Raw genomic sequence first — 26,130 nt, 5'->3', positions numbered from 1 at the left:
CCACCGGGCTGGCCGGCGGCACTGCCGAAGACGCCCTCGACACCGCCTGCGGCCTCTACCTCGCCGACCCCACCGCCTGGACCTAGACCCCCGACGAACTAGCGAAAATGACCACTAGCTCCGTTCGGCACCCTGCGCGGTCAGCCGCGCAGGGTGCTGAACTCCGCGTAGTCCAGCTGCGCGTATCGGCCGTACGTTTCAATCACAGCCGCCTCAATGGCGTCCACATCCAGGTGCGGGACGAGGTCGTTGACGGCTCCCGCCGTGGCCGGGTCCCAGTCCAGGCCAAGCGCCGAATAGCTGGCTTCCAGCACGGAGCGGATCGGGGCCGAGTTCTCCACAACGATCACCGAGCTGAACAGCCAGCCACCGGCAACAACACGCTGGGCGGTGCCGATCAGCTTGACCTGGTGCTGCGGGAATTCCGGATCCTGGCCGTGCACGCTGAACTCCCCGGGGCAGTATTCACCCGGAATTTCGCCCACGGCGGCGTCCACTCCGGCGGTGCGCAGCGCCTGCGCCAGCAGTTCGCCGAAGAAGGCGAACCGTCCTTTGGCGCCGGCGATCGCGTCCCGGTGCGGTTCAAGGTGGTCTATCACGAGGGTTCCCTCGTGATAGGCCGCCGCACGTCCTCCGGCCTTGCGGACCAGCGGCTCAAAGCCCAGTTCGCGGCACGCCCGGGCGGCGGCGTCGAAGCCCGGCAGGTGCGTGTCGCGTTGCCCGAACGCCACCGTGGGCACGGGCCGGTAGAGCCGCAGCGTGGGCCCGGCCGCACCGGCCTTGACCTTCTGCAGCAATTCGATGGCGAAGTCCAGGTCCCCCGCCGCACCGAGCGAGTCCTCCTGCCGGACGATCGTCAGCGTCCGTGGTCCGACCGCGGCCTCCGGCATGTTGTTATGCTCCCTTATGGTCATCCTGCAGTTCCTCGTCGTAGCCGCCGCGTTTGCCGTGATCGATTCCGTCTGGCTCAAGACGATGAGCAGGTTCTACCGGCGGAAGCTGGGCCACCTCATGGCGGTCAAGCCCCATCTAGGGTACGCCGTCGTCTTCTACGTCCTGTACATCATCGGGATCGTCTTTTTCGCGCTCCGGCCGGCGCTCGACGGCGGCAGCTGGCTCACCGCTCTCGGTTACGGCGCCGCACTGGGAGCCTTCGCCTACGCCACCTATGACCTCACCAACGCCGCGACCCTGAAGAACTGGCCGCTTGCCATCGTCGTGGTGGACATCGTGTGGGGCGCATTCCTGACCGGCCTGGCCACGGTGGCGGGCTGGCTCGTCTTCCACTAGTCCCCGCACCCGACTGACTGGCAGTAGTTGTCGTTCTGAGGGCTCAAAACGACAACTACTGCGGGCTAGTTGGGATGTCAGGACTTGCGCAGCGTCAGGATCTGCTCGGCGCGGCCGAAGGGGCCGGTGAGGTCGTGCAGCACCGTCGAGGTGAGCCCGATCCCGTCCGTACCGAAGGACACCTCGTTGTCCAGTCCCAGCCAGTCCCCCTCGGGCTGCCGGTACATGTGGATCTGCAGGTCCAGATTGGGAAAGATGTAGCTGCCCGGGCCCGGCGGGACCCGCGCGGCAATGCCGTTGGCCGTATCCACGAGGCCGATCAGCCTGGCCAGGTCGCTGCTGTCTGCCGTGTCCGTGAGCGGGTGCTCCGTGTGCAGCCAGACCGTTCCCGAACCGGCGCGGTGCCCGTCGGCAATCCTCATCTGCAGCGACGCGATGTAGCCGCCCGGCCAGACGCCGGCGTCGTACGGCTCGCATGCCTCCGGGGCCGGAATCCGGGGATCTTCGAACGCGGCGATGGCGGACGTGTCGGAGGTGATGATCCGCCAGGCCGTGGCGCGGATGGCGGTGCGGCCACCGGCCACCAGTTCGGCCTGCAGCAGTTCGATGGTCCGGCCCGGGCGCAGCGTCGTGGTGGTGACTTCGAACTCGCCGCCGGGGATCAGGCCGAGGATCTCGTAGCTCAGGCGCGCCATCCGCATGTCACCGCGCGGCTCGTGCCGGGCCAGGCAGTCTGCCATGATGCCGGACGCGGGCGCCATATGCTGCTCGTGCTCGTTCCAGGCGCCCTGGGCGTGGATGGTGGAGCGGAACCGCCCGCCGCCCAGCGCCTCGTAGTAGAAATCGCCCTCGGCAAGAACCGGTAGTCCAGCAGTCAATGTCGGCCCTTTCGCAGCTTCCGTCGGTGGATCCGGAACCACCCTACCGCCTGGTCCGCGTCCGCCTCACGCCTCCAGGAGGCGCGGACAGCTTTCATTCCGCGCCCCCCCTTCCGTCCCGGTCCCGCAGGATTTCGCCTCGTTGTATGTGTCCTAAGGTCCCCCCTCGTTCCGCCGTACTGGGTAGACTCGGAAGCAGATCCGTCAACTATCCGCCGAAGAGGTGCCCTCCTGATCCGAGTCATTAGCTACAACCTCCGCAAGCACAAGGCCAGTGGCGAACTGGTCGATCTGGCCCGCGATTTCGAGATTGATGCATTGTGCCTCCAGGAGTGCGATACGGCGGACCTGCCGGAGACCATCGGCGGCCTGCACCTTGCCGACGCCACGAAGGGGAACCGGCTGGGCCTGGCCATCTATTACCGCAAGGACCGCTTCACCGCCTACGACACCAGGACGTTCGCCCTGAAGAAATCCCTGCACGACCGCGTCCTGGCTCCCGCGCACGAGCGGCTCATCGGCACCCACGTGGTGGATAAGGAAACGGAGCACGACGTTGTCATCGCCTCCTTCCACGCGGCGCCGCTGACGGCGTCGAACTCGCTGCGGAGGAACCAGATCCACGCCGCCCACGCCGAACTGCTGAGCATGGGCAGCGGCCTGAGGACGCTGATGGTGGGCGACTTCAACTATCCGTTCTTCACCAGGTACCTCACCGAGCAGATGAAAGACGCCGGCTACGACCTCTCCCTCAGCGACCGGCGGACCTACACCCGGTACAAGGTCTTCAAGGGGCATTTCGACTTCGCGACGTCCCAGGGCCTGGAGATCGACAACGTCGAGACGCTCCCGCGCGGCGCCTCCGACCACCTTCCCATCCTCGTGTCCGCCGCGTACGGCGAGGACGCGGCCGGTGGCGGGCCGCCGTCACCGGCGGCTGACTGAACCCTGCCCCCCGGATCGGGCCGGAGCCGTGGGCTTGCGCCTGAGGACCTTGCGGAGCAGTTGCAGCCTTTCTCCGAGGGAGAGGTCGGGCAGATAAGCCCGGGAAAGCGCGTTTGCGATGGCAGGCAACGCCGCCGAGTCCGGATAAACCATGTACAAGGGCGCGTACCGGGGACGGAACTTTCCCTTGAAGGCAAGAAGGGAGCGGAAACCATAGACTGGCTCGAGCGCGGATCCCAGCCTGTCCAACAGCCGGCCCAGACGCCCGGACTCCTCCGGGCCGGCACCAACAAGCTGAAGCTGGCGGCCCCCGGGGGCATGGGCCAGGGGCGCCCCGGAAAGGCTGACGAAATGGAACCCTTCGTCCTTGAGGCTGATCGCCGCGGAGGCGATGAGGAACTCGATGGCGGCCCGGAATCCCGTGCTCCGGCTCCGCATGAAGTCAAGGGTCCAGCCGATGATGTGTCCATCGCGGTAGACGGGCAGCCATGACGTGACGGCATGGACGCGGTGACTGGCGTCGACGGCAAGCAGGCAGCGGACTTCCGGGTCGTCGAGCTCTTCAAGACCGCCAAGGGTGAATCCCATTTCCTGCATCTTCCGCTCGGCCACCCACTCTTCCGAGATGGCTTGGATCTGGGCCTGGACTGCGAGGTGCGCCGTAGGGTACCGGATCCATTCTGCGTGGATGCCGGCCCTCATCGCATTGTTCATGGCGGTGCGGATGTCCTGGAATTGCTTTCCTCGGAAGGACAGTGAATCCAAGGGCAGAACCGTCTCCTGGGCCACCTGCACGGAGTCCCAGCCGAGGTGGGATGCGGCGTCCCGGACTTCTGCGGGCACGGAGTACAGACATGCCGTCCACCCGTTCGACCTGCAGTACCCGGCGAATTCCTCTACTACTGCTGACGTCCCGGTCTTTGGTCCGACGGGCGCGCCGAGAGTCAGGGCGATTCCGGCAATGACACGGTAGGCGATGAAGCTGTCACCGGCGCCAGAGAACCAGTACGTATTTCCCGGCCATGTCGTCATCCAGGAAATGGAACTCCCCTCCCCCGCTGCGAGGATCTCCCGGGCCCGGTCTTTGTCAGTGCCGTGTCGGGGGTGCGCCGGACGCAGAAACGTTTTGAGACCCAGCACGCCGGTGACGGCCCAGAACACGATTCCCACGCCTTCGTAGAGCAGAACGGTCGGGGTGGTCTGCGGAAAGAATGCGGGTGGAACGTCCACGGTGAATCCCAGGGGCAGGAATCTGTCCGGGACGTCCGCCGCCAGGTCAGCGAGCGCCGGAACCGGGGTGAAGCCCGGTGCGAGGGCCAGACCGACCCCGACATAAACCAGACCGAGGATGCCGGCCAGGCCCAGGACGCGGGCGGCGAGCGGGGTGTACGTCCCGCGGGGCGCAGCGACCGGGAACAGCCTCTGGCACGCCAGCAGCACCCCGAACAGCGCCACCGGCACGAGAAGCGGGACCACAAGTGTCAGCGGATGGGTGCGCCCGCCGGATTGACTCGCGTTGACCAGCTCCCCCGCGACCGTGTCCGGGCCGGCTGCCTGCAGCACCCCGACCACAGTGATCAGGGCCAGCACCGACAGGGCCGCCTGGACCAGCAATGCTCCGACCCAGGCGAAGCGCCGTCCACGGCGAAGACCCTCGGAGAGCAGCAACAGCAGAAAGGACGGCACGATCGCCATGAAGATCCCGCCGGCCCCGGCCCTCAGCTGCAGGTGCGCGGCCTCGCAGTCCCTATGCTGTGCCGGGACTGCACATACGGCCTGCAGCGTCTGGGGATCTACGGGCTCGATATCCGTGAACAGGAAGCGCAGCACCGAGAGCGGACCCACAGCGTGCGGGATCAGGCCGGCAACGACCGGCCCGACCGCCGAAACTGCCACCAGGAGGGCTACGAGCACGCGTCCTTCGTGCCTGGAGCTCACCGGGCGCGCCAGCCGAGGCCGGTGGCCCAGAAGGACCGGGCCCAGGAGTGCTCCTGCGCCGCCGGCTCCCAGCCGGACCAGATCCGCGAAACCTCCGCTGTAGAGTGCGAGCAATATCAACAGCCCGAAGATGCCGAGGCGGACGCGACGCCTCCACAGGGTGCCCATGGCTGCCGTGGCAGCCATGGCCGCTCCGCATACCAAAGCGCTCGGGCCAAGAAAGTACGTGCCGTTCATTTCCAGCGCCCAGGTCCCCATCAGGCTCCTGGCTGCCTCCCAGAACCCCGTGGCGGCCAGGATCCCCGCAATCTGTGCCACCACAGTCGCGAGCGAGAACTTTAGACTCCCCATTTGCCGTTCCAACGGGATGCCGGCGATAAGCACAAGTACCGTTTCAAGCACGTAGCCGAGCGGGTCCCGGGCCCAGAACGCAGACGCCAGCACCGCCCACCAGTGATCCGGCAACGAATGCGCCGTCGCCGCGACTTCGGCCCTCCACATGGCTCCCGGACCGGCGACGATACTGGAGGTCAGGATACCCAGAATCCAGAAGACGACGACAAACCCCAGCGTGACGGGAGCACCCCGCAGCACCGAGAACAACCACCGCGCTGACCCACGGTGACGGGATGGCCTGACTCCTTCGACGGGCGGCGACACTGGCACGGGCGGATCCTTTCAGGATGTCGGGACAATCGAGGCTGGCCCATCCTGTCCGTTCCATTTGATCACCTCCGCCAAAAGACGGCGCCCAATTGATCGATCATCAGCCCACGGCCACCCTTGGAGCGATGACAGGGAAACCCATATTCCCAGCTTCCCTGATGACCAACGTGCTATAAAAGACTCAGAAGGGCGCCCGCAGCAGCGGCTGTGGAGCGGCGCCGGAGCAGGGCTGCAGGCAGGACCGCATGCCTGACAGGAGGGGGCGAGGTGGAGCAGCTTCTCAATCTCAGCATCGTCGAAAAACCGCTGCTTTACGCTTTCTACGCCCTATCCGCCCTGGCAGCCCTCTACCTGTTCATGCCGGGACGCCGGAGGCGGCTCATCACAACCCTTGCAGCCATGGCCGGCGGCGCCCTGACAGGAGCGCTCACCCTGTTTATCTGCGAAGCCCTGCTGAACGTCTTCGGCCTGCCACTGGACGCGGATACCCGCGCGTGGGTCATCTTCGCGTTCGCCGGGGTCGGCCTCGCCGCCGTGAACCTGTGGCGGTCACGCTGGTGGCGGAAGGCGGCCGCCGCCGTCGGCGCCCTGCTCTTCATTGCGACGGCGGCCCTGGGGATCAACGCCGGGTACGGATTGAACCCGACTCTGGGTGCCATGCTGGGCTTGAACCAGACCCCGCATCTGGCCCTGCCCAGACTGAACCCGGTGCTGCGGCAGGAAAGCGGGGGCGCACTGTGGCAGAGCTGGAAGGCCCCGGCAGGGATGCCGGCCACCGGGCGAAGCGGGGCCGTCACGATTCCGGCGGCCGCCTCAGGGTTCCATGCCCGTGACGCCTACCTGTACCTGCCGCCCGCCGCCTTGGTGGATGATCCGCCGGCCCTGCCGATTGTCATCATGATGATGGGCCAGCCTGGAGGCCCCGAGCAGAACAAGTCGGCCGTTCAGGAGCTCGACGCCCTGGCGCAGCGGAACCACGGACTCGCTCCGCTCGTCCTCACCATCGACCAGCTCGGCGATCCGTACCGGAATCCGGTCTGCGTGGATTCGGCCAAAGGCAGCGTCTACACCTACGTGACCACCGACGTCGTCAATTACATCCGCAAGAACCTCAATGTGGCGAGCGGCCGGATGCAGTGGGCCGTGGCGGGATACTCCAACGGCGGAGAATGCGCGCTCTCGTTCGCGGCCAAAAGGCCGGAGCTCTTCGGCTCGCTGCTGGACATCTCCGGGGAGCTGGAACCACTCAACGGCTCCGCGGACAACACGGTGAAGACCGTTTTCGGAGGGAACCGGGCCGCTTTCAATGCGGAGAAGCCAGCCAGTATCCTCAAGGCACACAAGTACAGCGACGAACTCGCCATGTTCACCAGCGGCACCCTGGACCGGACCTACGGGCCGCAGGCCGCCACCGCCGAGGCGGACGCGAAGGCCGCCGGTATGACAACCCGCCGGTTCGTCGGCGCGGGAATCGGGCATCGCGGGGACGCCGTCGACTATGGCCTGAAATCCGGGCTGCCGCTCCTGTACCAAAGGTTCGGCCTCGCCCCGCCCTGAAAACGTGAGTTCCCGGCGTCGGAGAAAATCGCGGGGAACTCACGTCTCCAAAGAACAGCACCTGCCTTGGGTGGCCGTGCCGCCATCTTCACCCAGTATGATCAGTTCGGTGACCGGATCAACAGTCCGGGCCTTGACTCAGCGGCCGCATGAGCCCCGCGGAAGGTCGGGTTGGGATCGAAGCCGTCTGGCGCCGGTCCCGTCCGGGCCGCGGAGACAATTTCCGCACGACTTCATTAGGTGCCATGAACTCATCCTTACTGGCCCTCAACATCGTTGAGGGGCCCTTGATCGTCACATGTTATGTGCTGAGTGCCGTCTGCGGCGTTGTCCTTCTGGTGGGACGGTCGCGGCGGTTGGCGGTGCTTTCGGGTTTTGCGGGCGTTGCCGGCGCCCTCGCGGGGGCCTTTACCTTGCTGGTCGCCGAGGTTTTCATGCACGCTTTTGGCGGCCCCCTCGGGTGGCATGTCCGGTTCTGGGTGATCGCCTGCTTCGCCGGTCTGGGGGTGTGCGCGGCCAGCCTCCGCAGATCACGTCCCTGGCGGAAAGCACTGGCATGCGCGGCGGCCCTCAGTTTTACAGTCACCGCGACACTTGGGATCAACGTCTATTACGGGCTGCACCCGACCGTGGCGTCGATCCTGGGGATTTCCCTCGCGCCGAGGATGGACCCGGATCCCATCAAACCCCATGCTCCGGCCCAACATCAGGTTCCGTTGTGGGAAAGCTGGAAGCCGGCGGCGCAACTGCCGGCCGAGGGCACAACCGCCCAGGTTGTCATTCCGCCGCAGAACTCCGGTTTTGCCTCGCGGCCGGCGGGGCTGTACCTGCCTCCTGCGGCGCAGGTTGCGGACCCGCCCGCGCTTCCGCTGGTGGTTTTGATGATGGGACAACCGGGAAATCCGGACCCGCAGTATGTCGCAGCGGTCCTGAATGACTATGCCTCACACCACGACGGACTGGCACCGATCGTGATCGTCGCAGACCAGCTCGGCGACCCCAACGTTGACAACCTTTGCCTGGATTCACCCCTCCATGGGCACCCCGAGACCTTCATCAACCGCGACGTGGTGGACTGGGCACGGAGCCACCTGAACATCATCGACGACAGGAAATACTGGACCATCGCAGGATATTCCCACGGCGGCCAGTGCGCGGTTTCCTTCGCCGCAAAGTACCCCTCGATCTGGGGCAATGTCCTGGACATATCGGGGGAAGAATATCCGGGAGCAGAGGAGCCCGAGACCAACCTTCAGGAAATATTCGGTGGCAGCCAGGCAGCCTATGACGCCCAAAAACCGGTCAACATCATGAAACAACGGACGTATCCGGACACTGACGCCATTTTTACCGCATCCACCGACGATCCTATGTATCTGGAGGCGGCCCGTCATGTCTCGGCGGCAGCGACGGCCGCGGGAATGACCGTCACTTACTACGAGGTCCCCAACGGCGGCCACGTCATCGGGGCGCTGAACGGCGGCCTCAACAAAGGCTTCGAAGTCCTCTATCCGCGGCTCGGACTCTCCGGGCCCGGGTAGCCACTCACGCCGGAGGGCAGCAGCCGACCTACCGTAACTCGGCGTCTGGCGCCAGGAAGATCATAACCATCCAGTCGCTGTCCTCGTAGCGGGCGCCAGCGTTGGCTGAGCGGCGGCCGAGCTGTTGGAGCGCAGCATAGGCGCTTCCAAAGATGAGCGTGATGACTATGACTGCCGTCAGCCATCCGATGACCCTTTGCATGCTTCTATCACCGGGCATCCGCCCTCGGACGGCTTGAACCGGATGCCGTCCGTCGTCCAGCTCAGCTCCCGGCGCCGGTCTGATAGTTGATGTGCGGTTCGCTGTCACCGTCGCCCTGTACCCACGCCGTGAATTCCGCGAGCGACATGATGCAGTAATAGTCGGTGTACCTGAGGCTCTGCCTCTCTGCCTTGCTCATGGCAGGGATTCGACGCCGGGGTCCTCACGGATGGTTGGCGGTTCCGAGGGCGATCTCCACCGTTTGTTGGTGCCCGGCGCGCTGGACGATGAGCTTGACCGCGGTCCCGGCTGCCATTGCCCCCGCCGCTGCCTGGAGCTCGGAGGCATCACTCACGCTCCTGCCTCCCAGGTCCGTGATCACGTCGCCGGACTTCAGCCCGGCCGCGGCCGCGGTGGATCCCGGAGTTACGGCGGCGACCTCGGCCCCGGACGTAAACTCCGATGAGGATCCCGAGGCCTTGTCCCGGACCGAAACACCAAGCTGGCCATGCGTCGCCGTGCCGGTGGCGAGAATTTCCTGGGCGACCCGCTTCGCCTCGTTGATGGGGATGGAAAAGCCGACGCCGATGTTGCCGGACTGAGCCGTTGAGGTCGATCCGGCCGAGGCGATGGCCACGTTGACTCCGATGATTTCACCGCGGATATTCACCAGGGCACCGCCGGAATTGCCGGGGCTGATGGCAGCATCCGTTTGCAGGACGTCGATGCTGATGGAAGCCTGAGCGGCGCTGGAATAGCGGTTTTGTGAGGGGGACGCCGCCGCGGACGCGAGATCAATGGAGCGGTCAACTGCCGACACGATGCCGTCGGTGACGGTGCCGCTGAGACCCAGGGGTGCACCGATGGCAATGGCAGTGTCACCGACATTGACCTTGCCCGAGTCGCCCAGGGTCGCTGCGGTCAGTCCCTGGGCACTGATCTTGATGATGGCAAGGTCCGAGAGCGGGTCTGTGCCGACCACGGTGGCGGCATACACCCCGCCGTCGTTCGTCCGGACCTCGATGGCCGCCTGCGCGGCCTGCCCGTCCAGGGTGACGACGTGGGTGTTGGTCAGAATGTGGCCGTCCCCATCCAAAATGATGCCGGAGCCGGTTCCGGCGGAATTCCCTGCGCTGGCGCTGATCGTCACCACGCTGGGCGCAGCCTTCTGGGCGGCGGCGCTGACCGCGTTGACGCTGTCAGGGTTGTTGACGATCACGGGCGTGAACGGGGCGGCCTGTACGGCGGCCGGTCCCGCGGCCTGGGAGTTCCAGGCCGCGCTCACGCCGGCCGCCGCACCGCCGCCCAGCAGACCCGCAGCCATCAGGCAGGCCACGTAGACCCCGGCGCCCACGGACTTCCTGCCCTTCGGCCGGGGCCCTCGCTGTTCGCCGCCGCTGTAGGGTGACCGTTCCTGCTCGCTCATCGCTGATCCCGATCTTGTCGTTGGTGCCATGCCGTAGCACCATCCTCAAACGCCGCCCTTTCGGACGTCTGTTGTGATGCTGTGAACGGGCTGTGGGCATGTGGACACTCGGAACATCAACGGAACGTTCTTCCTCGACCGGGGGGGAGGTGATGTCCTGCTCAGGCCTTCCGCTGTGCGACGGTGCCGGCGAGCGCGGCCAGGCCCTTTTCGAAGTCGGTACCGACCATCTTGTCCATGTTCATGAACAGGGCGAAGATCTTGCCGATCCCCTTGTTCTCCCCGGTCATGGTCCAGGTCACCTGGGTGCCGCCGCCGGCAGGAGCGAATGTGAAGGTGGTCGGGTTGACCGCCTTGAACGGCTTGGTGAATTCCAGGCGGATCTTGATGGTGTGCGGCTCGGCGGTGTCCACGATCTCCATGGTGCCGGAGCCTGCCTTGCGGTTGCCGTTCCAGGCGTATCTGGCGCCGACGCCGGAATCGCTCCCGGAATAGCTGCGGTCCATCGCAGGGTCCACGGACTCCCACGGCGACCACTTGGTCCACTCATGGAAGCTGTTGACCAGCGGGAAGATCTCTTCGGCCGGGGCCGGGATGACTGCGGTTCGGGTGACTTCGTAGGTTGACATGGGCCCATCCTAGGGTGTGCCCGGTCCGGCTGGGGGCCGGACCGGCCGCCGCCGCACCGCTAGTTTTCTTCGATGACCGACTTCAGCTCCTGGAGCTGGGCAACCTCGGCCTGCATCGTTTTGGTGATAAGCCCGTCCAGTACCCTCATGAGCCCTGAGGGCTTCAGGTCCAGGACGAAGCGGACCGTGGTGCGGCCTTCGGCTTCCGACAGGACGTACCGGCCTTCCGGGCGCGCCGGACCGGCGATGACCTGGAAAGCCAGGGTACGGCCCGGATCCGCTTCCGTGATCCGGTAGTCACCCTGGATGGACCGTCCCCGAGGACCGGACAGGGTCTGGCCGTATACGGCACCGGTCTCGCCCGGGACGCCGCTCCTGAGCGCGATGCTCTGGACCCCATGCCGCCAGGCGGGGTTGTTCAGCCCGTCTGCAAGGAAGGCGTAGACCTCCGTAATGGGGCGGTCGATCGTGATCTCGTTTTCGGCGTGTGCCATGGGGTCCTCTCGGTAGCGCGGCAGTCCTGTCTGCCGCCAGACTATCTCTCGCCGAGCTCGAAGATCGCCAGGCTGAACTTACGCCCGCCGTGCCAGGAACTTCGGACTCGACGCCCACAGCGCGGGGCTCCGTGCGGCGGTGCGGTGGGTGATCGTTGGTTCGGACCCGAACACTTCTTCCCCACCGTGACCAATGCGGTCCGAAGCTACAAGAAGGAGTTCGACCTCCCGTAGCCGCGCCCAGACTCAGCCGGTGACACCGGCAACGCTGCCAGCGGGCTCTTCCGTCAGATCGACGACGTCGGACGCCGCGTTTTTCTTGACCGATTCGACCCCGCCCATGGCGCTGGCCTTGGACTTGTAGCTTTGGGAGGAAGCGATCACCTCGCCGTTGGCCGCCTTGAGCCGGAACCGGAATCCGCCGGACTTGTCCTTGTGGACCTCGAACTTGCCAGCCATGGTGCACCCCTGGTTTCTACCTCGTAATGGCCGGTCAGGTGGCCGGCATGCCATAGAGTAGCGCCGCCGCGGGCCGGCTGCCAGAGTCCTGCGGCCCCTTCCTTCGGGGGCCCGGGCCCGCCGCCTCAGCCCACCAGCGGGACGACGTCGATCCTGCCGTCGGGCCCGATGGTCACCAGCACGCGCTTGCCGCTCACACCGTCCAGCGCCCCCGACAACCGTCCTGCGAGCTCCCCCGCGCCGGGGGCTGCTGCATCACCGCCGGCAGCGCCAGCGTCGGCCCTTCTCCAGACGGTGACGCTGGCGCCGGTGACCTCGCCGATGACCCGGTGCAGCGGTGCGGGGTCGGCACCGGTGACCAGGATGACGTGGCCGATGGTCCGCCTCCGGGCCGCGCCTGCCGCGGCGAGGGCCGCACGGTCATGCCGCCACACCGCGAAGTGGTAGCCGGCTGCCAGGCCGGTCGCCGCGAGCAGCCCCAGCGGGGCGCGGATCCGATCCAGGAAGCTCCCGCCGGTGACCGTGTCGAGGACGAACTCGAAGACGCGGAATCCGATCACCAGCAGCGTGATCACCGCGGCCACGGCGCTGAGGCCGAAGACCACGACCAGATAGATGCGCCGGGCGTCCGGCCCCGTCCCGGCCGCGCCGGTCCCGGTAGCCCCGGTCCCGGTAGCCCCGGTCCCCGCGGCGCCCGTCCGCACGGCGGGTTTCCACGCGAGCCACCAGACCGGCCCGCCCACAAGGAGCGAGCTGAGTCCGCCGAGGAGCAGCGTGCGCGTTCCGGAGCCGGCCAGGGGTGTCGCCGCCATCGCGAGGGCCGCGTTTACGATCACGCCGATCCCGGAGGCTGCGGCAACGAGGGCGACGCCGGAGGTCACCAGCCTGCCGCCCTCCAGCGTGGAGTCCGAGCGTCTCCGAGCTTTCGCGCGGTGGAAGGCCCAGACCAGGGAGCCGATGGCGGCCGCGGCGATGGCCGGGGCCAGGGGCTCCAGCAGGAGCTCCGGCGATTCCGTGCGGTCGGACAACAACCGGAGAACGACGAAGAGCGCCACGCCGGCTCCGCCGAGGGCGAGGATGCCCGCGCCGAGCACACCGACGGTGACAAGTGCCACGCTGGCAAGTCCGGTGCGCAGCCGCTGGCCGCCGTCGTGCTTCCAGTGCCACCACCAGACGAGACCGCCGCCGGCGGCCCGGACGAGGGACTGGAGCGCGGACACCCACCAGGGTTTTCCGACGGAGGCGGCAGCGGTGGCACCCCTCAGCGCCGCGTCGAACAGGGTGGACAGGGCAGAGACGGCCCCGCCGACGCCGATCACCAGCCCCAGGACCGATCCCAGCACGGCGGGGACGTCGGCCAGGTCGGTCGGGCTCTTCCCGGCGTGCCGCCACATCCACCGGTGCCAGAGCCACACGGCAGCCCAGACGAGGCCGGTGGCCAGCGGGTAGCGCCAGGCCAGGGGCTCGCCGGCGATCAGGGAGGCAAGCGCGCCGAGCAGGTTGCTCGTGGCGACGATCAGCGAGAGGGTATATGTGCCGGCCAGATAGAGGCCCCAACCGGCGGAGGAGCGCTCCGCCCCGTCGTCGAGCCTGCGCCACACCGCCCACCAGAGAAGTGCGGCAAGGGGCCCCCCGATCAGGGCGAAGGCCAGCGAGCGCGCCAGCCCGGCCACATCGCCCGCGGCCAGTTCGGTGCCTGCCACCAGCAGTCGTCCCAGCAGGCCGCTGAGGCCGACGGCGGCGACCAGCACCAGCGCGAACAACAGCACATAGATGATCAGCCGGCGGACGGTGCGCTGCGCCAACCCGATCGCGGAGCCACCCTCGGGGCCACGCGGCACAGCCGCGGGAGCTGCCGGCGCGCTCACCGCTTCACCGCCGGGTTGGTACACACCGTCAGCTGCCAGGGAGCGTTGTCGATCAGCCACTTGTCCCCCGTCCTGGCGAGGTCGAACACATCCCGGACCTGATATTCCGAACTGCCGAACGGGCCGCCGCCCTCGAAGACGGTGATCAGCACTTTCACATCCGCGGAATCGGCACGTTCCGTGGTGTCGACCAGGGTGACACGGAGCCTGTCCGCGCCGCTCCGCTGCCCGGCGCCGCACTTGTTCCGTGCCGCGGCGGTCAGGTAGGCGGATGCGGCCGTCTCATCGCCGTCGATGACGGCCGCGGCGTACCGCTGCACGACGCCGGCAGGGGTGGCGGCATCCAGCGGCTCCGGGTCCCCGCGCGTGAAGACGACGGCGAGCGCGACGATCACCAGCACGGCGATCGCGGCCAGGACGGCGGGAAGCGTCCGGTCCGGTCTCCGCCGCTCCGTGCCGGACGCCGGAGGCCCTGGACCTTCCGTGGCCGCAGGGCCCTTCGGCTCTTCAGTCATGCCGCCAGTATCGTCCGGTGCCGGCTCGCCGTCACGATGTCTTTCGGCCCGGTGTCTTTAGGGCCCTTTCCGCCCTTGACCTGCGTTCCTTCGGGCCCGTCGACGCGGCCGGAGGCAGGCACTACGCTCGGGAAATGGGAATCGTGCGGAAAGCCCTCGGCGTCGTGATCCTCATAGGCATCGGGCTGGTGGGGGCAGGGCCGGCGGCGCTCGCCGTCAGGCCGGTCGACGTCGTCGTGGCGGACCGGGCGGGAGTGCTGGACCGGAACATCCTCCTCCCCGCGGTGCAGGGCATCGACTTCTACCAGCCCACCAGGGTTGCCGTCTACACATACAACGGCACGGCAGCGGACAACCTGAACGAGGAAGTCCTGCGCTTCGCCCGCGCCGAGCACCCGGAGTGGATCAGCGCCGACGGGCAGAAGTGGGCGGACGGCCTCTTCATCTTCGCCCTGGACCCGGCGGGCCGCCATGTGGGGACCTATCTGGGGGAAGACCGGAAGGTCTCCCCTGAACAGCGCGACGACATCCAGAATGCCGCCAAGGAGCTGTTGCGCGATGCCCAGTGGACGGACGGCACCATTGCCGGAATCAAACGCGGGGCCGAACTGATCAACCAGCCGTGGTACCGGTCCACGGCCTTCCTCATCGCGGCCTGGACCACCGCGGCAGCGGCCGCCGGTGCCGCCGCCTGGCTGATCGTGCGCTGGCGGACCAGGGCCGCCAGCCGGAAGGAACTGGCCCGCGGCGACACCAGCTACTCCAACGTGAGCATGGACCTCCAGATCACCGAGCTCAACGCCAACACCATTCCCGGATCCTCGCGCTACGGCGGCTCGGTGCTGGAAAAGCACCGCACCTTCCTGGCCAGGTACAACACCGCCACAGAGCTGTCCCGCCAGGTGCACGCCTTCTCGTCCCGGGACCTGAGCCGCCGGCCGAACCTGAAACTGGTCCGGGCCTACGCCGACGCCGCTGCCGAGCTGGATGCGCTGGACGACGTCATTTCGGATACCAACGCCCTGCTCAACCGGGGGTCGTCGTGGGCTGCCGCCTGGGACCGGCAACTGGCCCCCTTCCGTGCCGACCTGGCCGGACTCGAGCAACTGCTCGGCCAGCGCCATAGTGCGGGAGATTCGGCGACGGCGGCGGCGCTGCGGTCCTTCCGCGGGCAAAGCCAGCGCGAAATCGAACGCTGGACGTCCGAGCTTGCCGACGGGGCGATCAGCCCGGAAACCGCCCTGGACCGGCTGCGGGATGCCCGGACCGGACTCTCCGAGCTGTTGAAGAACCATGCTGACACCGTCATCGAGGGCTTCGCCAGGAACGAAAAGGAAGCCACGCTCATGCGCAAGGAGATGGAGAGCGCGCAGGCCGGACCGAAGGACAGATTCGGCCGCGCCTACGAGCCCAGCATCCTGGGAACGGTCTACCCGTCCTACTACTTCTTCTCCGTCCCCACCTTCAACGCCGGCTTCAACTCCGGCGTCAGCAACGTCAGCAGCGCCCGCGGCGGGGAGTCCACCACCGGCTATGGTGGCAGCGGCGGGAGCTTTTCAGGCTCCGGAAGCTCGTCGGGCTTCTAGCTCAGCCGGCCTCGCTCGGTTCACCCCGTTCGACGACGAAATCGCCGCCGGGAAACAGGATGGTCTCGTGACCGTCGTCGAACCTCACCTGGTACGGCGGCGCACCGTCGGCGCCCCGGACCTCGAGGATCCGGCCGTGCCGGTCCGAGGACTCGACAGTGTGGCCCCGGATGATGATGCGGTCCCCTGGTGCTGCTTTCATGGCATTCACCTCCCTTCTACAGGGTACGTTTGTCCGTCCCCTGAGGGAACAGCCCCAGGCCGCCCTCAGAACGCCCCCTCAGAACAGGGCAGCCGTCACCGCCTCCGTGAGCTCGTGGATGATCCCGGCCCGGTCATCCATGTCCGAGGTGTCCAGGCCCAGTGTGTACACGACGAACACGTAGGCCCGGTCGCCCTGGGCAAGGATGCTGGCGTCATGCAGGTTTCCAAAAAGCAGGCCATATTTATGGAAGACGCTGATCCCCGGCGGCACGGCGGCAGGGATCAGGGTCTCGAAGTTGGTGTTCTGCATGTACGAGAGCAGCTGCGCGGTATTCTCGGCGTTGAGGAGCTGCCCCGTGTAGAGCAGCGCCAGGGTCCTGGCCATCTCCGCCGGGGTGAGGATGTTCACCGTGCGGTCATAGTCGATCCCGATGGAGGCCGCATAGTCAGTGAGCCCCTGCTGGCCGACCGCGTCGAGGATGAGCGCCCAGGATTCGTTGTCGCTCTGCTGGACCATCTGCTGGATCTGCTCGGCGGCGGTGGAGTCACCCAGCGGATCCTCTAATGAGGCGAGGCCCCGCTCCGTGAGGTTGTAGTAGGCCGCCGCGGCGAGGATCTTGGCCGTGCTGGCGGCCACAAACTTGTCCTGCACGCCGTAGCCATGGACTGCGCCGTCCGTGATATCGATGAGGGCCACGCCCAGCTGGTACCCGCCGTTGGCCTCGATGATGGCGTTGATCCGGGCGTCCAGCTCGGGACCGATGGGCGTGGCCCGGGCCGGAGTGACGACGGCGGGCGGCTCGGCCGGCGGCGGCACTGCCAGAGGCGGCACAGCCAGAGGCGGCTCGGCCGAGGCTGGCGCGGCCTGGGCCGGGATAGCGGGAGACGGCGCGGCAGCCGGGGGCCCCCCGACATCAGCCCCATGGCCGGCTGGTGCGTCGACAAGGACACCCTCAGGAGGGGCCGCGGCCGCAGGGGCCTCCGCCGCCGGGGTCAGGACAGCAGGAATCCTTTGGTCGGCGGCGGCCCCGGGAGGGGCCGCCGGTTCCTGAGCCACGGTCCGGGACGGGGCCTCCGGTTCCTGAGCCACGGCCCGGGACGGGGCCTCCGCATGGACGGTCCCGTACACATTGCCGGCCGAGACCAGGGCAAGGGCGACGGCGACGGCTGTCAGGAGCCGCGGCGGAACCCTGCCGACCCGCCAGGCCAAGGGCCAGGGCCCCGGCAGACCGTCGGTGCCCGACCGGTGGCGCCCGGAGCTGTAATGCCGGGCCGGGGGCCCGCCGTCAGCTAACAGTCCCACCGGTTCCATCGCTTCTCATTCCCGGTGCCGGGAACGGTCTGAAGGATTGCCCGGAAAGTAGGCTGTCGCCACAGGTGCGCTGAAAGGCATGCTGTTCCTCCGAAGGTCACTGGCCGCGGTGGGGGCATCAAAGTTCCTGAAGTGTGGACCTGGGACCCGTCGGGTGCAAGCCTTGGGCCTTGGGAAAACCTTGGGCCAGCCGGCCGTTGTGATCCGGCCGCGGCGTACGCTGGGTGGGTAGCCTTGCCCGGCTCGCGCCCGTCCGACGCCGGCCTTCCCGTCATCCGCTGGAGGAGTCCGTGATGCGAAAGATCATCCTGATGATGCAGGTATCCCTGGACGGGTTCATCGAGGGACCGGGGCGGGACATCAGCTGGCACCGGGTGGACGACGAGCTGCACCGGCACGTCAACGAGGAGCTCCGCACCATGGGTGCGTTCCTGAGCGGCCGCGTCACCTACGAGCTGATGGCGGACTTCTGGCCCGCCGCGGATCAGGACCCGGCCAGCACCGCCCAGATGGTCGAGTTCTCCGGCATCTGGCTGGACATGCCCAAGATCGTATACTCCAGGACGCTGGAAAGCGCCGGCTGGAATACCGCCGTGGTGCGCGACGTCGTCGCCGAGGACGTCAACACACTCAAGGCGCAGCCCGGGGGCGACCTGGCCCTTGGCGGCGCCGACCTCGCGACGGCATTCAGGCGGCTGGGGCTGGTCGACGAGTACCGGATCTATGTGCACCCGGTCCTGATCGGGCGCGGCAAGGCCCTGTTCCAGCCGGTGGATGCCGCGGACGACCTCCGCCTGCTCGAGACGCGGACCTTCGGCAACGGCGTGGTGCTGCTGCGGTACGCGGGCCAGGGAACTTCTTAAGCGTTTCTTAACGGGCGCGCGGGAGAGTGGAGGCAGGCGCCGGACCGCGCCCCTGCCCCTGCCCCGGAGGACTCCATGCCTGGCCCCGCCCCCGCTGACCACCGTTCGGCACCCCATGACCCGGCCCGCACTCGCCCGGTAGCCAGCCCGCAGTTCTGGGCCATCCCGCAGGCCCGCCACTGGCTGCTGTGGGGCGTCCTGCTGTCCGCGGCGGTCCTGGCACTGGGCCTGACGGCAAAGCTGGTACCCGGCGGCAGTGCGGCCGAGCTGGGCGTGGACCAGGATCTCAGCCAGCACCATGCCGCGATACTGACCGGTGTCGCGATGGTGCTGAACGTGGTGTTCGGCCCCGCGGCCGGTGTGGTCCTTGTTGTTGCCGTCGCCCTCTGCCTTTGGGTGGTCCGCCGCGACCTCGTCAAGGCCGTTGGATTCGGCCTCGTGGCCTCGTCCGGCTGGGTGGCCAGTGAGTTCTTCAAGCTCATCGTTGCCCGCCAGCGGCCCAATCCCGCACTGCTCTTCGATCCGCTCGGGCCGGAAACGGGCTCCAACAGCTTCCCCAGCGGGCACGTTTCCTTCGCGGTGGCACTGGGCTTTGCCCTGTATTTCCTGGCCCGCGGAACACGCTGGGCCAGGGTCACCGCCGTCGCCGCTGCGTTGATGGCCCTCGTGGTGGCCTGGTCGCGGCTGTACATCGGCGTCCACTACCCCAGTGATGTGGCCGCTTCCTTCCTCGCGGCGAGCGCGGCGGTGGTGCTGCTGGCCGGGCTGTGGAACCGTTTCACTCCCCCCATTCTGGACCGCCTGCAAGCCGCAGCATCCACCCGACGATAGGCAACTGCCCATGCACGGAATTCTTGCTTCAGGACTGATCCCGGCCGCGGCCGGAACCCCCTCGCTCCTTGACCCGGCGAGCCTGCTCGAGGGCCTCGGCCCGGCGGCGCTCGGCGTCATCGGACTGATGGTGTTCATCGAATCCGGGGTGCTGTTCCCCTTCCTGCCCGGGGATTCGCTGCTCTTCACCGCTGGCCTCCTGCATCAGCAGCTGCAGCTGACGCTGCCGGTGCTGATCGGCGTCGTCACTCTGGCCGCCATAGCGGGCGACCAGGTCGGCTACCTGCTGGGACGGAAGTTCGGCCGCAGATGGTTCAAGGACGATGCCCGGATCCTGAAGACAGCCCACCTGGCCACCACCGAGGACTTCTTCCGCCGTCACGGCGGTGCCGCCGTCGTGCTGGCCCGTTTCGTGCCCATGGTCCGGACGTTTGCGCCGTTGAGCGCCGGCATCGCCCGCTACGGGTACAGGTCCTTCACGCTCTGGAACATTGTCGGTGCCCTGGCCTGGAGCGTGTCCGTGACCCTGCTGGGCACCTGGCTGGGGCATTTTGAGATCGTCGCCAAGAACATCGACGTCATCGCCGTGGTCATGGTCCTCATCTCGGTCCTGCCCTGGGGCGTCCAGCTCCTCAAACGCCGGCGCCAGAACCGGGTTTCCGGCGTTGATGACCCCGCCGAACCCGCCCGAAACACCGCTGACCTCCCCTACGACACGGCGGACGGCATGCCGTCGGAGGGCCTGGCACGGAAGAATAGCTGACATGACTAGCGCTGACGGCCGGCCGGCCCTGCTCCTGGTGGAGGACGACGCCGTCCTGGGACCGCTCATCGCCGAACTGCTGGAGCCGGACTACCGGATCCGGCTGGCCGCGAACGGCCAGGACGGACTGCACCTGGCGCTGACCCAGGCCTGGGACGTCATGGTGATCGACCGCGGCTTGCCCGTGATGGACGGTGTCACCCTGATCAAGGCGTTGCGGGCTAAGGGGATTTCCACGCCCATCCTGATTCTGACGGCGCTCGGGGATACCGCCGAGAAAGTCACGGGCCTGGACGCGGGCGCCAATGACTACGTGACCAAGCCGTTCGACGCCGGCGAGCTGGCGGCGCGCCTGCGCGCCCTGACGCGCACCTTCGCCCCGGCCTCGACACCGGCCTCGACACCGGTGAGCATCGGCGACTGGGAACTCGATCCGGCGTCGCGCTCGATGCGCTCCGTTTACGGGCGGCTGGTGTCCCTCACCGCGAAGGAGGGCGAACTGCTCGGGGCCCTGGCCGCGGAACCCGGCCGGGTTTTTACCCGGGAGGAACTGCTCGGCCGGCATTTCCACCCCACCGACCAGCCTGGCGTGATCGACACCTACGTCCACCACCTCCGACGGAAGATCTCCAGGACCGTGGTTCGCACGGTCCACGGCGTCGGCTACCAGATCGGCGACGCCCTTGAATAGGCGGACGCGGCCGGCTGGCGCAGCGGACCAGGAAACCCTGCGCAGGGCCTCGCTCAAGGTCGCCTTGCGGATCAGCGCGGCCTGCGCCGTGTTGGTCCTCTGCCTCCTCGCCGCCGCGACCATCTACCTGGTGAACAAGCTGGCGCACCCGGATCTGCCCGGCGCAGCGGCGGGGCCGGCCTATACCTATCTCGACTCCAAAGACCTGGTCGAGGCCATGGTCATCGCCGGAGTGGCAGGCGTCGCGCTCGCCGGCATCGTGGGGTGGTTCAGTGCGCGCAGCGCCATCCGGCCGCTGGGCGAAGCCCTGGCCCTGCAGCGGCGGTTCGTCCAGGATGCCAGCCATGAGCTGCGCACGCCCCTGGCCATCCTGGACGCGCGCATCCAGCTCGCCCAGCGCGACGCGGCGCCGGACTCCAAACCGGGCCAGGCCCTGGGCCGGATCCGGGAGGATGCGGCAACACTCACCGGGATCGTCAACGAACTGCTCCTGGCGGCGACCGGCTCGACACCGGATCCCCCAAAGGAACCGGTGGACCTGGCCGACGTCGCCGCCGCCGTCACCGAAAGCCTCCAGCAGCTCGCGGCGCGGCAGGACATCCGGCTTGCCGTGTCTTCAGGGCCCTCCGGGGGCCTGGCCGCGGGGTCCTCCGCAGGGCCGCCCGACGGCGGCCGGGCGCTGGCCCGGATCGAACGGAGCTCCCTGCGGCGGGCGGTGCTCGCTTTGGCGGACAACGCCCTGGCCCACACCCCGCCCGGCGGGCGGGTCACCATCAGCACGGCGGTGGAAAAGAATCACGCCGTGATCACCGTGGCGGACACGGGATCCGGGATCACGGGTGTGGACCAGGCCCGGGTCTTTGACCGCTTCGTCAGGACCCCCGGCGCGGATGGATCCGGGGGCCAAAGAAGCTTCGGCATCGGCCTGGCCCTGGTCCGCGAGATCGCCACGGCCGCCGGCGGCACCGTCGAGGTAACCCGGACCGGCCCGGCGGGAACGACGATGAAGCTTGCGCTTCCGCTGGCTGCGGGCTGAGTTCGCCGCAATCAGCCGCCCCCAAGGCAGCTGATCACCGGGCTTCACTCACAGGGCTTCACTCACAGGGCTCAGTCGCGTCGGCTCAGTCGCTTTGCCTTTGGCGGCTTAGGCGCGGACGAAGGTCACACCGCCGGTGGCGGTCAGCCAGGACAGCGGGTGGACCACGGTGGCGTTGACGTAGTTCATGCCGCCGCTGATGACCTGGCCGTTACCGGCGTAGATGCCCACGTGGCCGCTCTGGACCACCATGTCACCGGGGGCGGGCGTTGCCACAACGGTGCCCTGGCTCAGGAACTGCTGGGGGCCGAGGTCGCCGACCGGCTTGCCGGCGGCGCCGAGCGCCTTCTCCACCATGGCGGTGCAGTCCTGCGTGATGCCCAGCTGGCCGTAGGCCGCGGCAAGCATGGCCGCGCCGCGCCCGCCGGCGGCAGGAGCAGCTGCCGGAGCAGCTGCGGGGGCCGGTGCTGCCTGGACCTTCACCGCGGCCTTGGGAGCTGCGGGGGCCTGGGCCACGACGGCGGCAGGAGCAGCAGCTGCCACGGGCTTGGGCTGTTCGATGACCGGAGCCGGCGTGGAGGCCACAGCCGGACGCTCGAAGCTGATCTGCACGCCGGCATCGGCGGTAAGGGGCGCGCCGAGCTGGCCCTTCACGTCAACGGACGACGCCGGCACGGGGTTGCGTTCCGCGGGCACCTCTGCGGCGTTGGCGGCCATGGCGCCGCTGAGGACGAGACCGGAGGCGGCGGCGATGACGGCGGCCTGGCGGCCGATGATGCCGGCGTTGCGCTTGGTGCGGGTGGTGAAGCGGTTGGAATTGGTCGTGCTTGAAGACATGAATGTAGCCTCTCCCAATGCCTGCGAGGTGAGCTGTCGGATTCGGATGGGAGGCACCCGGCCGCACTCGGGCCCGCAGTTGCGGGCCGTGCGGCTTCACCCCAAGACCTGCATAACAGCAGATCAAAAGTGGTTTCCCCGTCTCTGCCGGACGTTTGGTACGAGATGCCCCGGGCCGCGGCAGAGTTAGGCAATCGGCTGGGGAGTGCCCGTATCGGAGACAACAGGCACTCATCCACCGTACGGGGATGACAGCCAATTGTCACATTCAGGTAACGGCAGGGCGGTTCTGGCCGGCTGATCCCCCTCGGGATGATAAGGCCCCAGGCATAAGATGATGCCATCAGCCTGTCCCCGAAGCGGAGGCCCGAAATGACCAGCCCCTGTGTCGCCATCTGTCAGCTGAGCAGTCAGCCGCAGGAGGACTTTGACGTCAATACCGAGCTGTTGATCCTGGAGGGAAAGGAAGTCCGCGTAGGGACGTGGGACGCCGAACCCCGGGACGGCGGCTTTGACGTCCACGTCCTCAACGACCGGGTGGACGCCCTGGGGTTCATGGTGGTCACGGACTGGGAGTTCCTCGAGGGCAGGGCCTACGCCGTGGTGGAACGCCGGCCCGGCGGGTAAAGCCCGCGGTAGAGCGCTTGTTGGGGGCACGGGGTTAGGCTCCTTCCATGGCCAAAGACTCCAGGAAAAGTGATGATGCGGCATCAGTTATCTGGCTCCCGGAGCCCGAGGAGCATGACTATCCCGCCGCGGAGAGATACCTTGCGCTGCTGACCGACGCCATCAAGGCAGCCTCGATCGTGCAGTCGATGCGCAACGCCCCGGTGACGCACCAGCTCGCGAAAGACATTCTGCGCGCCTCGGGACTTCCGCTCCTGACGCCGCAAAACGCCCACGTCGCCGCGGATCTGGCCAAGATCGCCACCGGAAAAAAGCTGTCCCCGGTGCTGCTGGTCCGGGGAAACATCAATGCCGGCGTCGCAGCGCAGATCGCGGACGGGTACCACCGGGTCTGCGCGTCCTATCTGACGGACGAGAACACGCCCATCCCCGTCAAACTGGCCGATCCGGGGACCCGGGTTCCGGCCGGGGCCGACACGCGGTGACGTTTCTGTCCCTGGCGCTGATCGCCGCCGTCGCCCTCGCCGGCCCCCTGCTCGCCCTGCCGGTGCGCTGGCGGCTGCCGGTGGTCCTCGGCGAGTTGCTGGCAGGCATCGTGATCGGGCGGACGGGGCTTTCCCTGGTCGATCCGGGAGATCCCACGTTCAGCCTTCTAGCGAACATGGGTTTTGCCCTGATGATGTTCGTGGCCGGATCCCATGTGCCGCTCAGGGATCCGCAGATCCGCTCCGCTCTCGGTAAGGGCTTCCGCCAGGCCATCGCTGCAGCGATCGCGGCTGCCGTCATCGGAACCGGGATGGGATGGGCTTTCGGCACAGGGCACGCTCCTCTGTACGTGGTATTGCTGGCGTCCTCGTCCGCTGCCTTGGTCCTCCCGATTGTTGATTCCCTGCGTCTGGGCGGCCCGTCCGTGGTGGCCATGACAGCACAGGTGGCCATCGCCGACATCGCCTGCATCGTGGCGCTGCCCCTGGCCGTGGATCCGCCACACGCCGGCCGCGCCGCGCTGGGAGCACTCGCGGTGGCGGCCTGCGCCGCTGTGCTCTTCTTCGTCCTGCGCTCGGCGGAGCGCAGCGGCACCCGCCAGCGCGTGCACCAGCTCTCGGAAGACCGCAAGTTTGCCCTGGAGCTCAGGATCCAGCTGTCCCTCCTCTTCGCGCTGGCGGGGGTGGCCACCTTCGGACACGTGTCAGTGATGCTGGCAGGCTTTTCCTTTGGCCTGGTGGTGGCCGCGGTCGGCGAACCCAGACGACTGGCCCGCCAGCTTTTCGCCGTCAGCGACGGTTTCCTGGGGCCGATCTTCATAGTCTGGCTCGGCGCCTCCCTGAACCTCCGCGACCTCGCCGGCCACCCGGACATGATCGCGTTGGGCCTGTCCCTGGGAACTGGCACGGTCCTGCTCCACTCCGGCTTGCGGGCGCTTGGGCTCCCCCTGCCGCTGGGAGTTCTCTCGGCAGCGCAACTGGGCGTACCGGTCGCAGCGGCAAGCATCGGCACCCAACTGCACGTACTGCTGCCCGGAGAGGACGCCGCCCTGCTCCTGGGAGCTCTCGTCACGATAGCTGCGGCCGCCATGGCAGGATCCCGTGCGGCGAAGTCATTCGCCCAGCCCGTGCCCGCCGGTCACGGTAAACACTGAACTCTTGCGTCACTCCCCCGCGTCACACGTCCGCGGACGGGAACTGGAGCTCCGGTCTTTTCGCCGCCAGGTCCTTGAGCACCCGGGAGATCGCCTCCCGGACCACCGCGCCGTCGCGCCCTTGCTCCGGCGGCTCCGCGAGGACAGCCCGGGCACGGCGGACGAAGCCTTCCCAGTCCCCCGCCCCCGCCCCGAACGCCCGGAGCGGGGACAGCAGGGCGGCACGGCGCAGCCAGGCGTCGGGCTCCCGCACCCACCGGTCCAGCACGCTGTCCGCCCGCACCCGGGCCAGCGTGTCGAGGCCTTCGATCAAAGGCCCCACCACCTCGACGGCGAGCGGGTCGACGAGCGCCCGCAGCCGGGCCTGCCGGACGAACCCCTCGATCCGGGTCAGATCGGAGTTGGTGAGCAGCCCGAGGCTGGACTGCAGCAGGACGACTGCCGCCAGGCGACGCTCGAATACTTGCACCGACCACAGCTCCGAGCTGAGCGCCGTAACGTCGTCGTGCGACAGACCCCGGTGACGGCGCAGGGCATCGCGGACCGTTCCCCGAACGGCTCCGATCGAGGCGCCGTAGAACCGCAGCCCGCTCCCCTGCAGCTCGCTTCCCAGGCTGGCCTGCGCCGCTTCGGCCCGGTACCAGTCGCCCTCGCGCTGGAGGGAGGAATCGATGAAATCGCCGGCGTCGCTCACCCGACCATTCTTTCCCCTCCAGGCAGCCTGCTGAAGTCGGCACAGCGGTTTCGGGACCCACGAAGGTCCGGCCCGCCACGACGTCGTGTGCTTGCGGGCAAAGGTCACGATCAGGTAACGTGAGCGACTGGCCGCAAGGCTGGGCCCGAATGCAGGGCCCCGGAGGCCCGGACATCGGGTCCCGCTGCGCCGATCGGCGCCTGCTCGCACCGCCCCCAGTGACGGGGGCCGAAAGAAGCTTCATGCACTCGTCGGCAGCTCAGTTGTTCCTGTCGGCTGCGTGTGTCCTACGCCCGAAGAGGTCTTTTGTTTAAGAAAATAGCCATCGTAATGACCATGGGCGCTCTGTCACTGACTGGATGCAGCGCCGCCTCCACGACCCCCGAGGCCGCAGCTCCCTCGGCGTCCGACCGCACCTCAGCGCCTTCCGATTCGGCATCTTCAGCCGAAACTTTCCCGGCGCCGGACACCGCCACCCCAGGCTCCGATGAGGCCGCCGTTTCAGATGGCGCCGCACCCACGGAGACACCGGGAACGGACGCCCCAGTTGAGGGCGCGACGCCGGGCGACCCAGCAGCCGCCACGGCGGGCGACCCAGCAGCCGCCACGGCGGGCGACCCCGTGTCAGGCGCGACGCCG

General features: G+C 67.9%; 27 protein-coding genes, 1 pseudogene and 1 riboswitch. Of the genes and pseudogenes, 14 read left to right on the top strand and 14 right to left on the bottom strand.

Features of this window, described 5'->3' with window-relative positions; all coding sequences use genetic code 11:
• Positions 1 to 140: 140 nt before the first annotated feature.
• Positions 141 to 890 (bottom strand): lipoate--protein ligase family protein, encoded by a 750-nt coding sequence (locus tag J9611_RS18335; protein WP_211882323.1) that lies wholly within the window; start codon positions 888 to 890, stop codon positions 141 to 143.
• A gap of 16 nt (positions 891 to 906) precedes the next feature.
• On the opposite strand from J9611_RS18335, the gene J9611_RS18330 reads away from it, so the two are divergent.
• The gene (locus J9611_RS18330) at positions 907 to 1,290 is read left to right on the top strand and encodes a DUF2177 family protein (RefSeq protein ID WP_211882310.1); all 384 of its coding nucleotides are present in this window, start codon (positions 907 to 909) and stop codon (positions 1,288 to 1,290) included.
• Positions 1,291 to 1,367: 77 nt separating this feature from the next.
• Here the strand turns inward: J9611_RS18330 and J9611_RS18325 are convergent, their stop codons facing one another.
• Positions 1,368 to 2,168 carry a thioesterase family protein gene (locus J9611_RS18325; RefSeq protein WP_211882308.1) on the bottom strand — a complete coding sequence of 267 codons (801 nt, stop codon included), beginning with the start codon at positions 2,166 to 2,168 and terminating at the stop codon, positions 1,368 to 1,370.
• 234 nt (positions 2,169 to 2,402) lie between these two features.
• Between J9611_RS18325 and J9611_RS18320 the strand changes: the two genes are divergently transcribed.
• Positions 2,403 to 3,113 (top strand): endonuclease/exonuclease/phosphatase family protein, encoded by a 711-nt coding sequence (locus J9611_RS18320; RefSeq protein WP_211882321.1) that lies wholly within the window; start codon positions 2,403 to 2,405, stop codon positions 3,111 to 3,113.
• Here J9611_RS18320 and J9611_RS18315 read toward each other — a convergent pair.
• Complete coding sequence (locus J9611_RS18315) at positions 3,096 to 5,645, bottom strand: bifunctional lysylphosphatidylglycerol flippase/synthetase MprF (RefSeq protein ID WP_307857148.1); 2,550 nt, start codon at positions 5,643 to 5,645, stop codon at positions 3,096 to 3,098. The two genes, J9611_RS18320 and J9611_RS18315, sit on opposite strands and share 18 nt — an antisense overlap.
• Positions 5,646 to 5,984: 339 nt before the next feature.
• On the opposite strand from J9611_RS18315, the gene J9611_RS22600 reads away from it, so the two are divergent.
• Together J9611_RS22600 and J9611_RS18305 are read left to right on the top strand one after the other, a co-directional pair.
• Positions 5,985 to 7,274 carry an alpha/beta hydrolase gene (locus J9611_RS22600; protein WP_211882306.1) on the top strand — a complete coding sequence of 430 codons (1,290 nt, stop codon included), beginning with the start codon at positions 5,985 to 5,987 and terminating at the stop codon, positions 7,272 to 7,274.
• Positions 7,275 to 7,519: 245 nt separating this feature from the next.
• Complete coding sequence (locus J9611_RS18305; RefSeq protein ID WP_211882304.1) at positions 7,520 to 8,815, top strand: alpha/beta hydrolase; 1,296 nt, start codon at positions 7,520 to 7,522, stop codon at positions 8,813 to 8,815.
• A 263-nt stretch (positions 8,816 to 9,078) separates the two neighbouring features.
• Here J9611_RS18305 and J9611_RS18300 read toward each other — a convergent pair whose 3' ends face one another.
• From J9611_RS18300 to J9611_RS18270, 7 genes are all read right to left on the bottom strand, one after another.
• Positions 9,079 to 9,216, bottom strand: a complete 138-nt coding sequence (locus tag J9611_RS18300; protein WP_211882302.1) for a hypothetical protein — start codon at positions 9,214 to 9,216, stop codon at positions 9,079 to 9,081.
• Between the two features lie 24 nt (positions 9,217 to 9,240).
• Entirely contained in the window at positions 9,241 to 10,443 is a 1,203-nt protein-coding gene (locus tag J9611_RS18295; protein WP_246528022.1) for a S1C family serine protease, read from the bottom strand.
• Between the two features lie 161 nt (positions 10,444 to 10,604).
• A complete protein-coding gene (locus tag J9611_RS18290) occupies positions 10,605 to 11,072 on the bottom strand; it encodes an SRPBCC family protein (RefSeq protein ID WP_211882298.1) in 468 nt (155 codons plus the stop codon).
• Positions 11,073 to 11,131: 59 nt separating this feature from the next.
• Entirely contained in the window at positions 11,132 to 11,566 is a 435-nt protein-coding gene (locus tag J9611_RS18285) for an SRPBCC family protein (protein WP_211882296.1), read from the bottom strand.
• Between the two features lie 246 nt (positions 11,567 to 11,812).
• Positions 11,813 to 12,025: a YegP family protein gene (locus tag J9611_RS18280; RefSeq protein WP_211882294.1), complete on the bottom strand. Its 213-nt coding sequence runs from the start codon at positions 12,023 to 12,025 to the stop codon at positions 11,813 to 11,815.
• A gap of 125 nt (positions 12,026 to 12,150) precedes the next feature.
• The gene (locus J9611_RS18275) at positions 12,151 to 13,893 is read right to left on the bottom strand and encodes a DUF5671 domain-containing protein (RefSeq protein WP_307857147.1); all 1,743 of its coding nucleotides are present in this window, start codon (positions 13,891 to 13,893) and stop codon (positions 12,151 to 12,153) included.
• Complete coding sequence (locus J9611_RS18270; protein ID WP_246528021.1) at positions 13,890 to 14,408, bottom strand: LpqB family beta-propeller domain-containing protein; 519 nt, start codon at positions 14,406 to 14,408, stop codon at positions 13,890 to 13,892. The genes J9611_RS18275 and J9611_RS18270 overlap by 4 nt, the downstream gene beginning before the upstream one ends.
• A gap of 134 nt (positions 14,409 to 14,542) precedes the next feature.
• Here J9611_RS18270 and J9611_RS18265 point away from each other — a divergent pair, with 134 nt between their 5' ends.
• The gene (locus J9611_RS18265) at positions 14,543 to 15,994 is read left to right on the top strand and encodes a DUF5129 domain-containing protein (RefSeq protein ID WP_211882292.1); all 1,452 of its coding nucleotides are present in this window, start codon (positions 14,543 to 14,545) and stop codon (positions 15,992 to 15,994) included.
• Between the two features lies 1 nt (position 15,995).
• Here the strand turns inward: J9611_RS18265 and J9611_RS18260 are convergent, their stop codons facing one another.
• Positions 15,996 to 16,196 carry a DUF1918 domain-containing protein gene (locus J9611_RS18260; RefSeq protein WP_211882290.1) on the bottom strand — a complete coding sequence of 67 codons (201 nt, stop codon included), beginning with the start codon at positions 16,194 to 16,196 and terminating at the stop codon, positions 15,996 to 15,998.
• Positions 16,197 to 16,274: 78 nt separating this feature from the next.
• Positions 16,275 to 17,030 (bottom strand): serine hydrolase, encoded by a 756-nt coding sequence (locus tag J9611_RS22095; RefSeq protein ID WP_307857146.1) that lies wholly within the window; start codon positions 17,028 to 17,030, stop codon positions 16,275 to 16,277.
• Positions 17,031 to 17,803: 773 nt separating this feature from the next.
• On the opposite strand from J9611_RS22095, the gene J9611_RS18250 reads away from it, so the two are divergent.
• The 5 genes from J9611_RS18250 (at position 17,804) to J9611_RS22415 (ending at position 21,694) form a co-directional block, all read left to right on the top strand.
• Positions 17,804 to 18,373 carry a dihydrofolate reductase family protein gene (locus tag J9611_RS18250; protein WP_211882286.1) on the top strand — a complete coding sequence of 190 codons (570 nt, stop codon included), beginning with the start codon at positions 17,804 to 17,806 and terminating at the stop codon, positions 18,371 to 18,373.
• Between the two features lie 75 nt (positions 18,374 to 18,448).
• Positions 18,449 to 19,204, top strand: a complete 756-nt coding sequence (locus J9611_RS18245) for a phosphatase PAP2 family protein (protein WP_211882284.1) — start codon at positions 18,449 to 18,451, stop codon at positions 19,202 to 19,204.
• Between the two features lie 10 nt (positions 19,205 to 19,214).
• A complete protein-coding gene (locus J9611_RS18240; protein ID WP_211882282.1) occupies positions 19,215 to 19,967 on the top strand; it encodes a DedA family protein in 753 nt (250 codons plus the stop codon).
• 1 nt (position 19,968) lies between these two features.
• On the top strand, positions 19,969 to 20,658 hold the full coding sequence (locus J9611_RS18235) for a response regulator transcription factor (protein ID WP_211882281.1): 690 nt from the start codon (positions 19,969 to 19,971) through the stop codon (positions 20,656 to 20,658).
• Positions 20,651 to 21,694 (top strand): sensor histidine kinase, encoded by a 1,044-nt coding sequence (locus tag J9611_RS22415; protein ID WP_281414595.1) that lies wholly within the window; start codon positions 20,651 to 20,653, stop codon positions 21,692 to 21,694. The genes J9611_RS18235 and J9611_RS22415 overlap by 8 nt, the downstream gene beginning before the upstream one ends.
• A gap of 108 nt (positions 21,695 to 21,802) precedes the next feature.
• Here J9611_RS22415 and J9611_RS18225 read toward each other — a convergent pair whose 3' ends face one another.
• Positions 21,803 to 22,531 carry an NlpC/P60 family protein gene (locus J9611_RS18225; RefSeq protein WP_246528020.1) on the bottom strand — a complete coding sequence of 243 codons (729 nt, stop codon included), beginning with the start codon at positions 22,529 to 22,531 and terminating at the stop codon, positions 21,803 to 21,805.
• Between the two features lie 4 nt (positions 22,532 to 22,535).
• A riboswitch (cyclic di-AMP (ydaO/yuaA leader) is annotated at positions 22,536 to 22,702 on the bottom strand.
• A 201-nt stretch (positions 22,703 to 22,903) separates the two neighbouring features.
• On the opposite strand from J9611_RS18225, the gene J9611_RS18220 reads away from it, so the two are divergent.
• Genes J9611_RS18220 through J9611_RS18210 form a run of 3 tightly spaced genes read left to right on the top strand, consistent with a single transcriptional unit; the run spans position 22,904 to position 24,797 of the window.
• The gene (locus J9611_RS18220; RefSeq protein ID WP_211882280.1) at positions 22,904 to 23,158 is read left to right on the top strand and encodes a hypothetical protein; all 255 of its coding nucleotides are present in this window, start codon (positions 22,904 to 22,906) and stop codon (positions 23,156 to 23,158) included.
• Positions 23,159 to 23,205: 47 nt separating this feature from the next.
• Complete coding sequence (locus J9611_RS18215; protein WP_211882279.1) at positions 23,206 to 23,643, top strand: hypothetical protein; 438 nt, start codon at positions 23,206 to 23,208, stop codon at positions 23,641 to 23,643.
• Positions 23,640 to 24,797, top strand: a complete 1,158-nt coding sequence (locus J9611_RS18210; RefSeq protein ID WP_211882278.1) for a cation:proton antiporter — start codon at positions 23,640 to 23,642, stop codon at positions 24,795 to 24,797. Before J9611_RS18215 ends, J9611_RS18210 begins: the two co-directional genes overlap by 4 nt.
• Before the next feature lie 22 nt (positions 24,798 to 24,819).
• Here the strand turns inward: J9611_RS18210 and J9611_RS18205 are convergent, their stop codons facing one another.
• Positions 24,820 to 25,491 (bottom strand): DNA alkylation repair protein, encoded by a 672-nt coding sequence (locus J9611_RS18205; RefSeq protein WP_211882277.1) that lies wholly within the window; start codon positions 25,489 to 25,491, stop codon positions 24,820 to 24,822.
• Between the two features lie 336 nt (positions 25,492 to 25,827).
• On the opposite strand from J9611_RS18205, the pseudogene J9611_RS18200 reads away from it, so the two are divergent.
• Positions 25,828 to 26,130 (top strand): annotated as a pseudogene (locus J9611_RS18200) (hypothetical protein); the annotation flags it as partial.

This window comes from Pseudarthrobacter albicanus (assembly GCF_018224015.1).
In the GTDB taxonomy this organism is placed as follows: Bacteria; Actinomycetota; Actinomycetes; order Actinomycetales; family Micrococcaceae; genus Arthrobacter; species Arthrobacter albicanus.
Note: the sequence above shows the minus strand (reverse complement) of the source record. Positions and strands in the feature narration are given on the sequence as shown.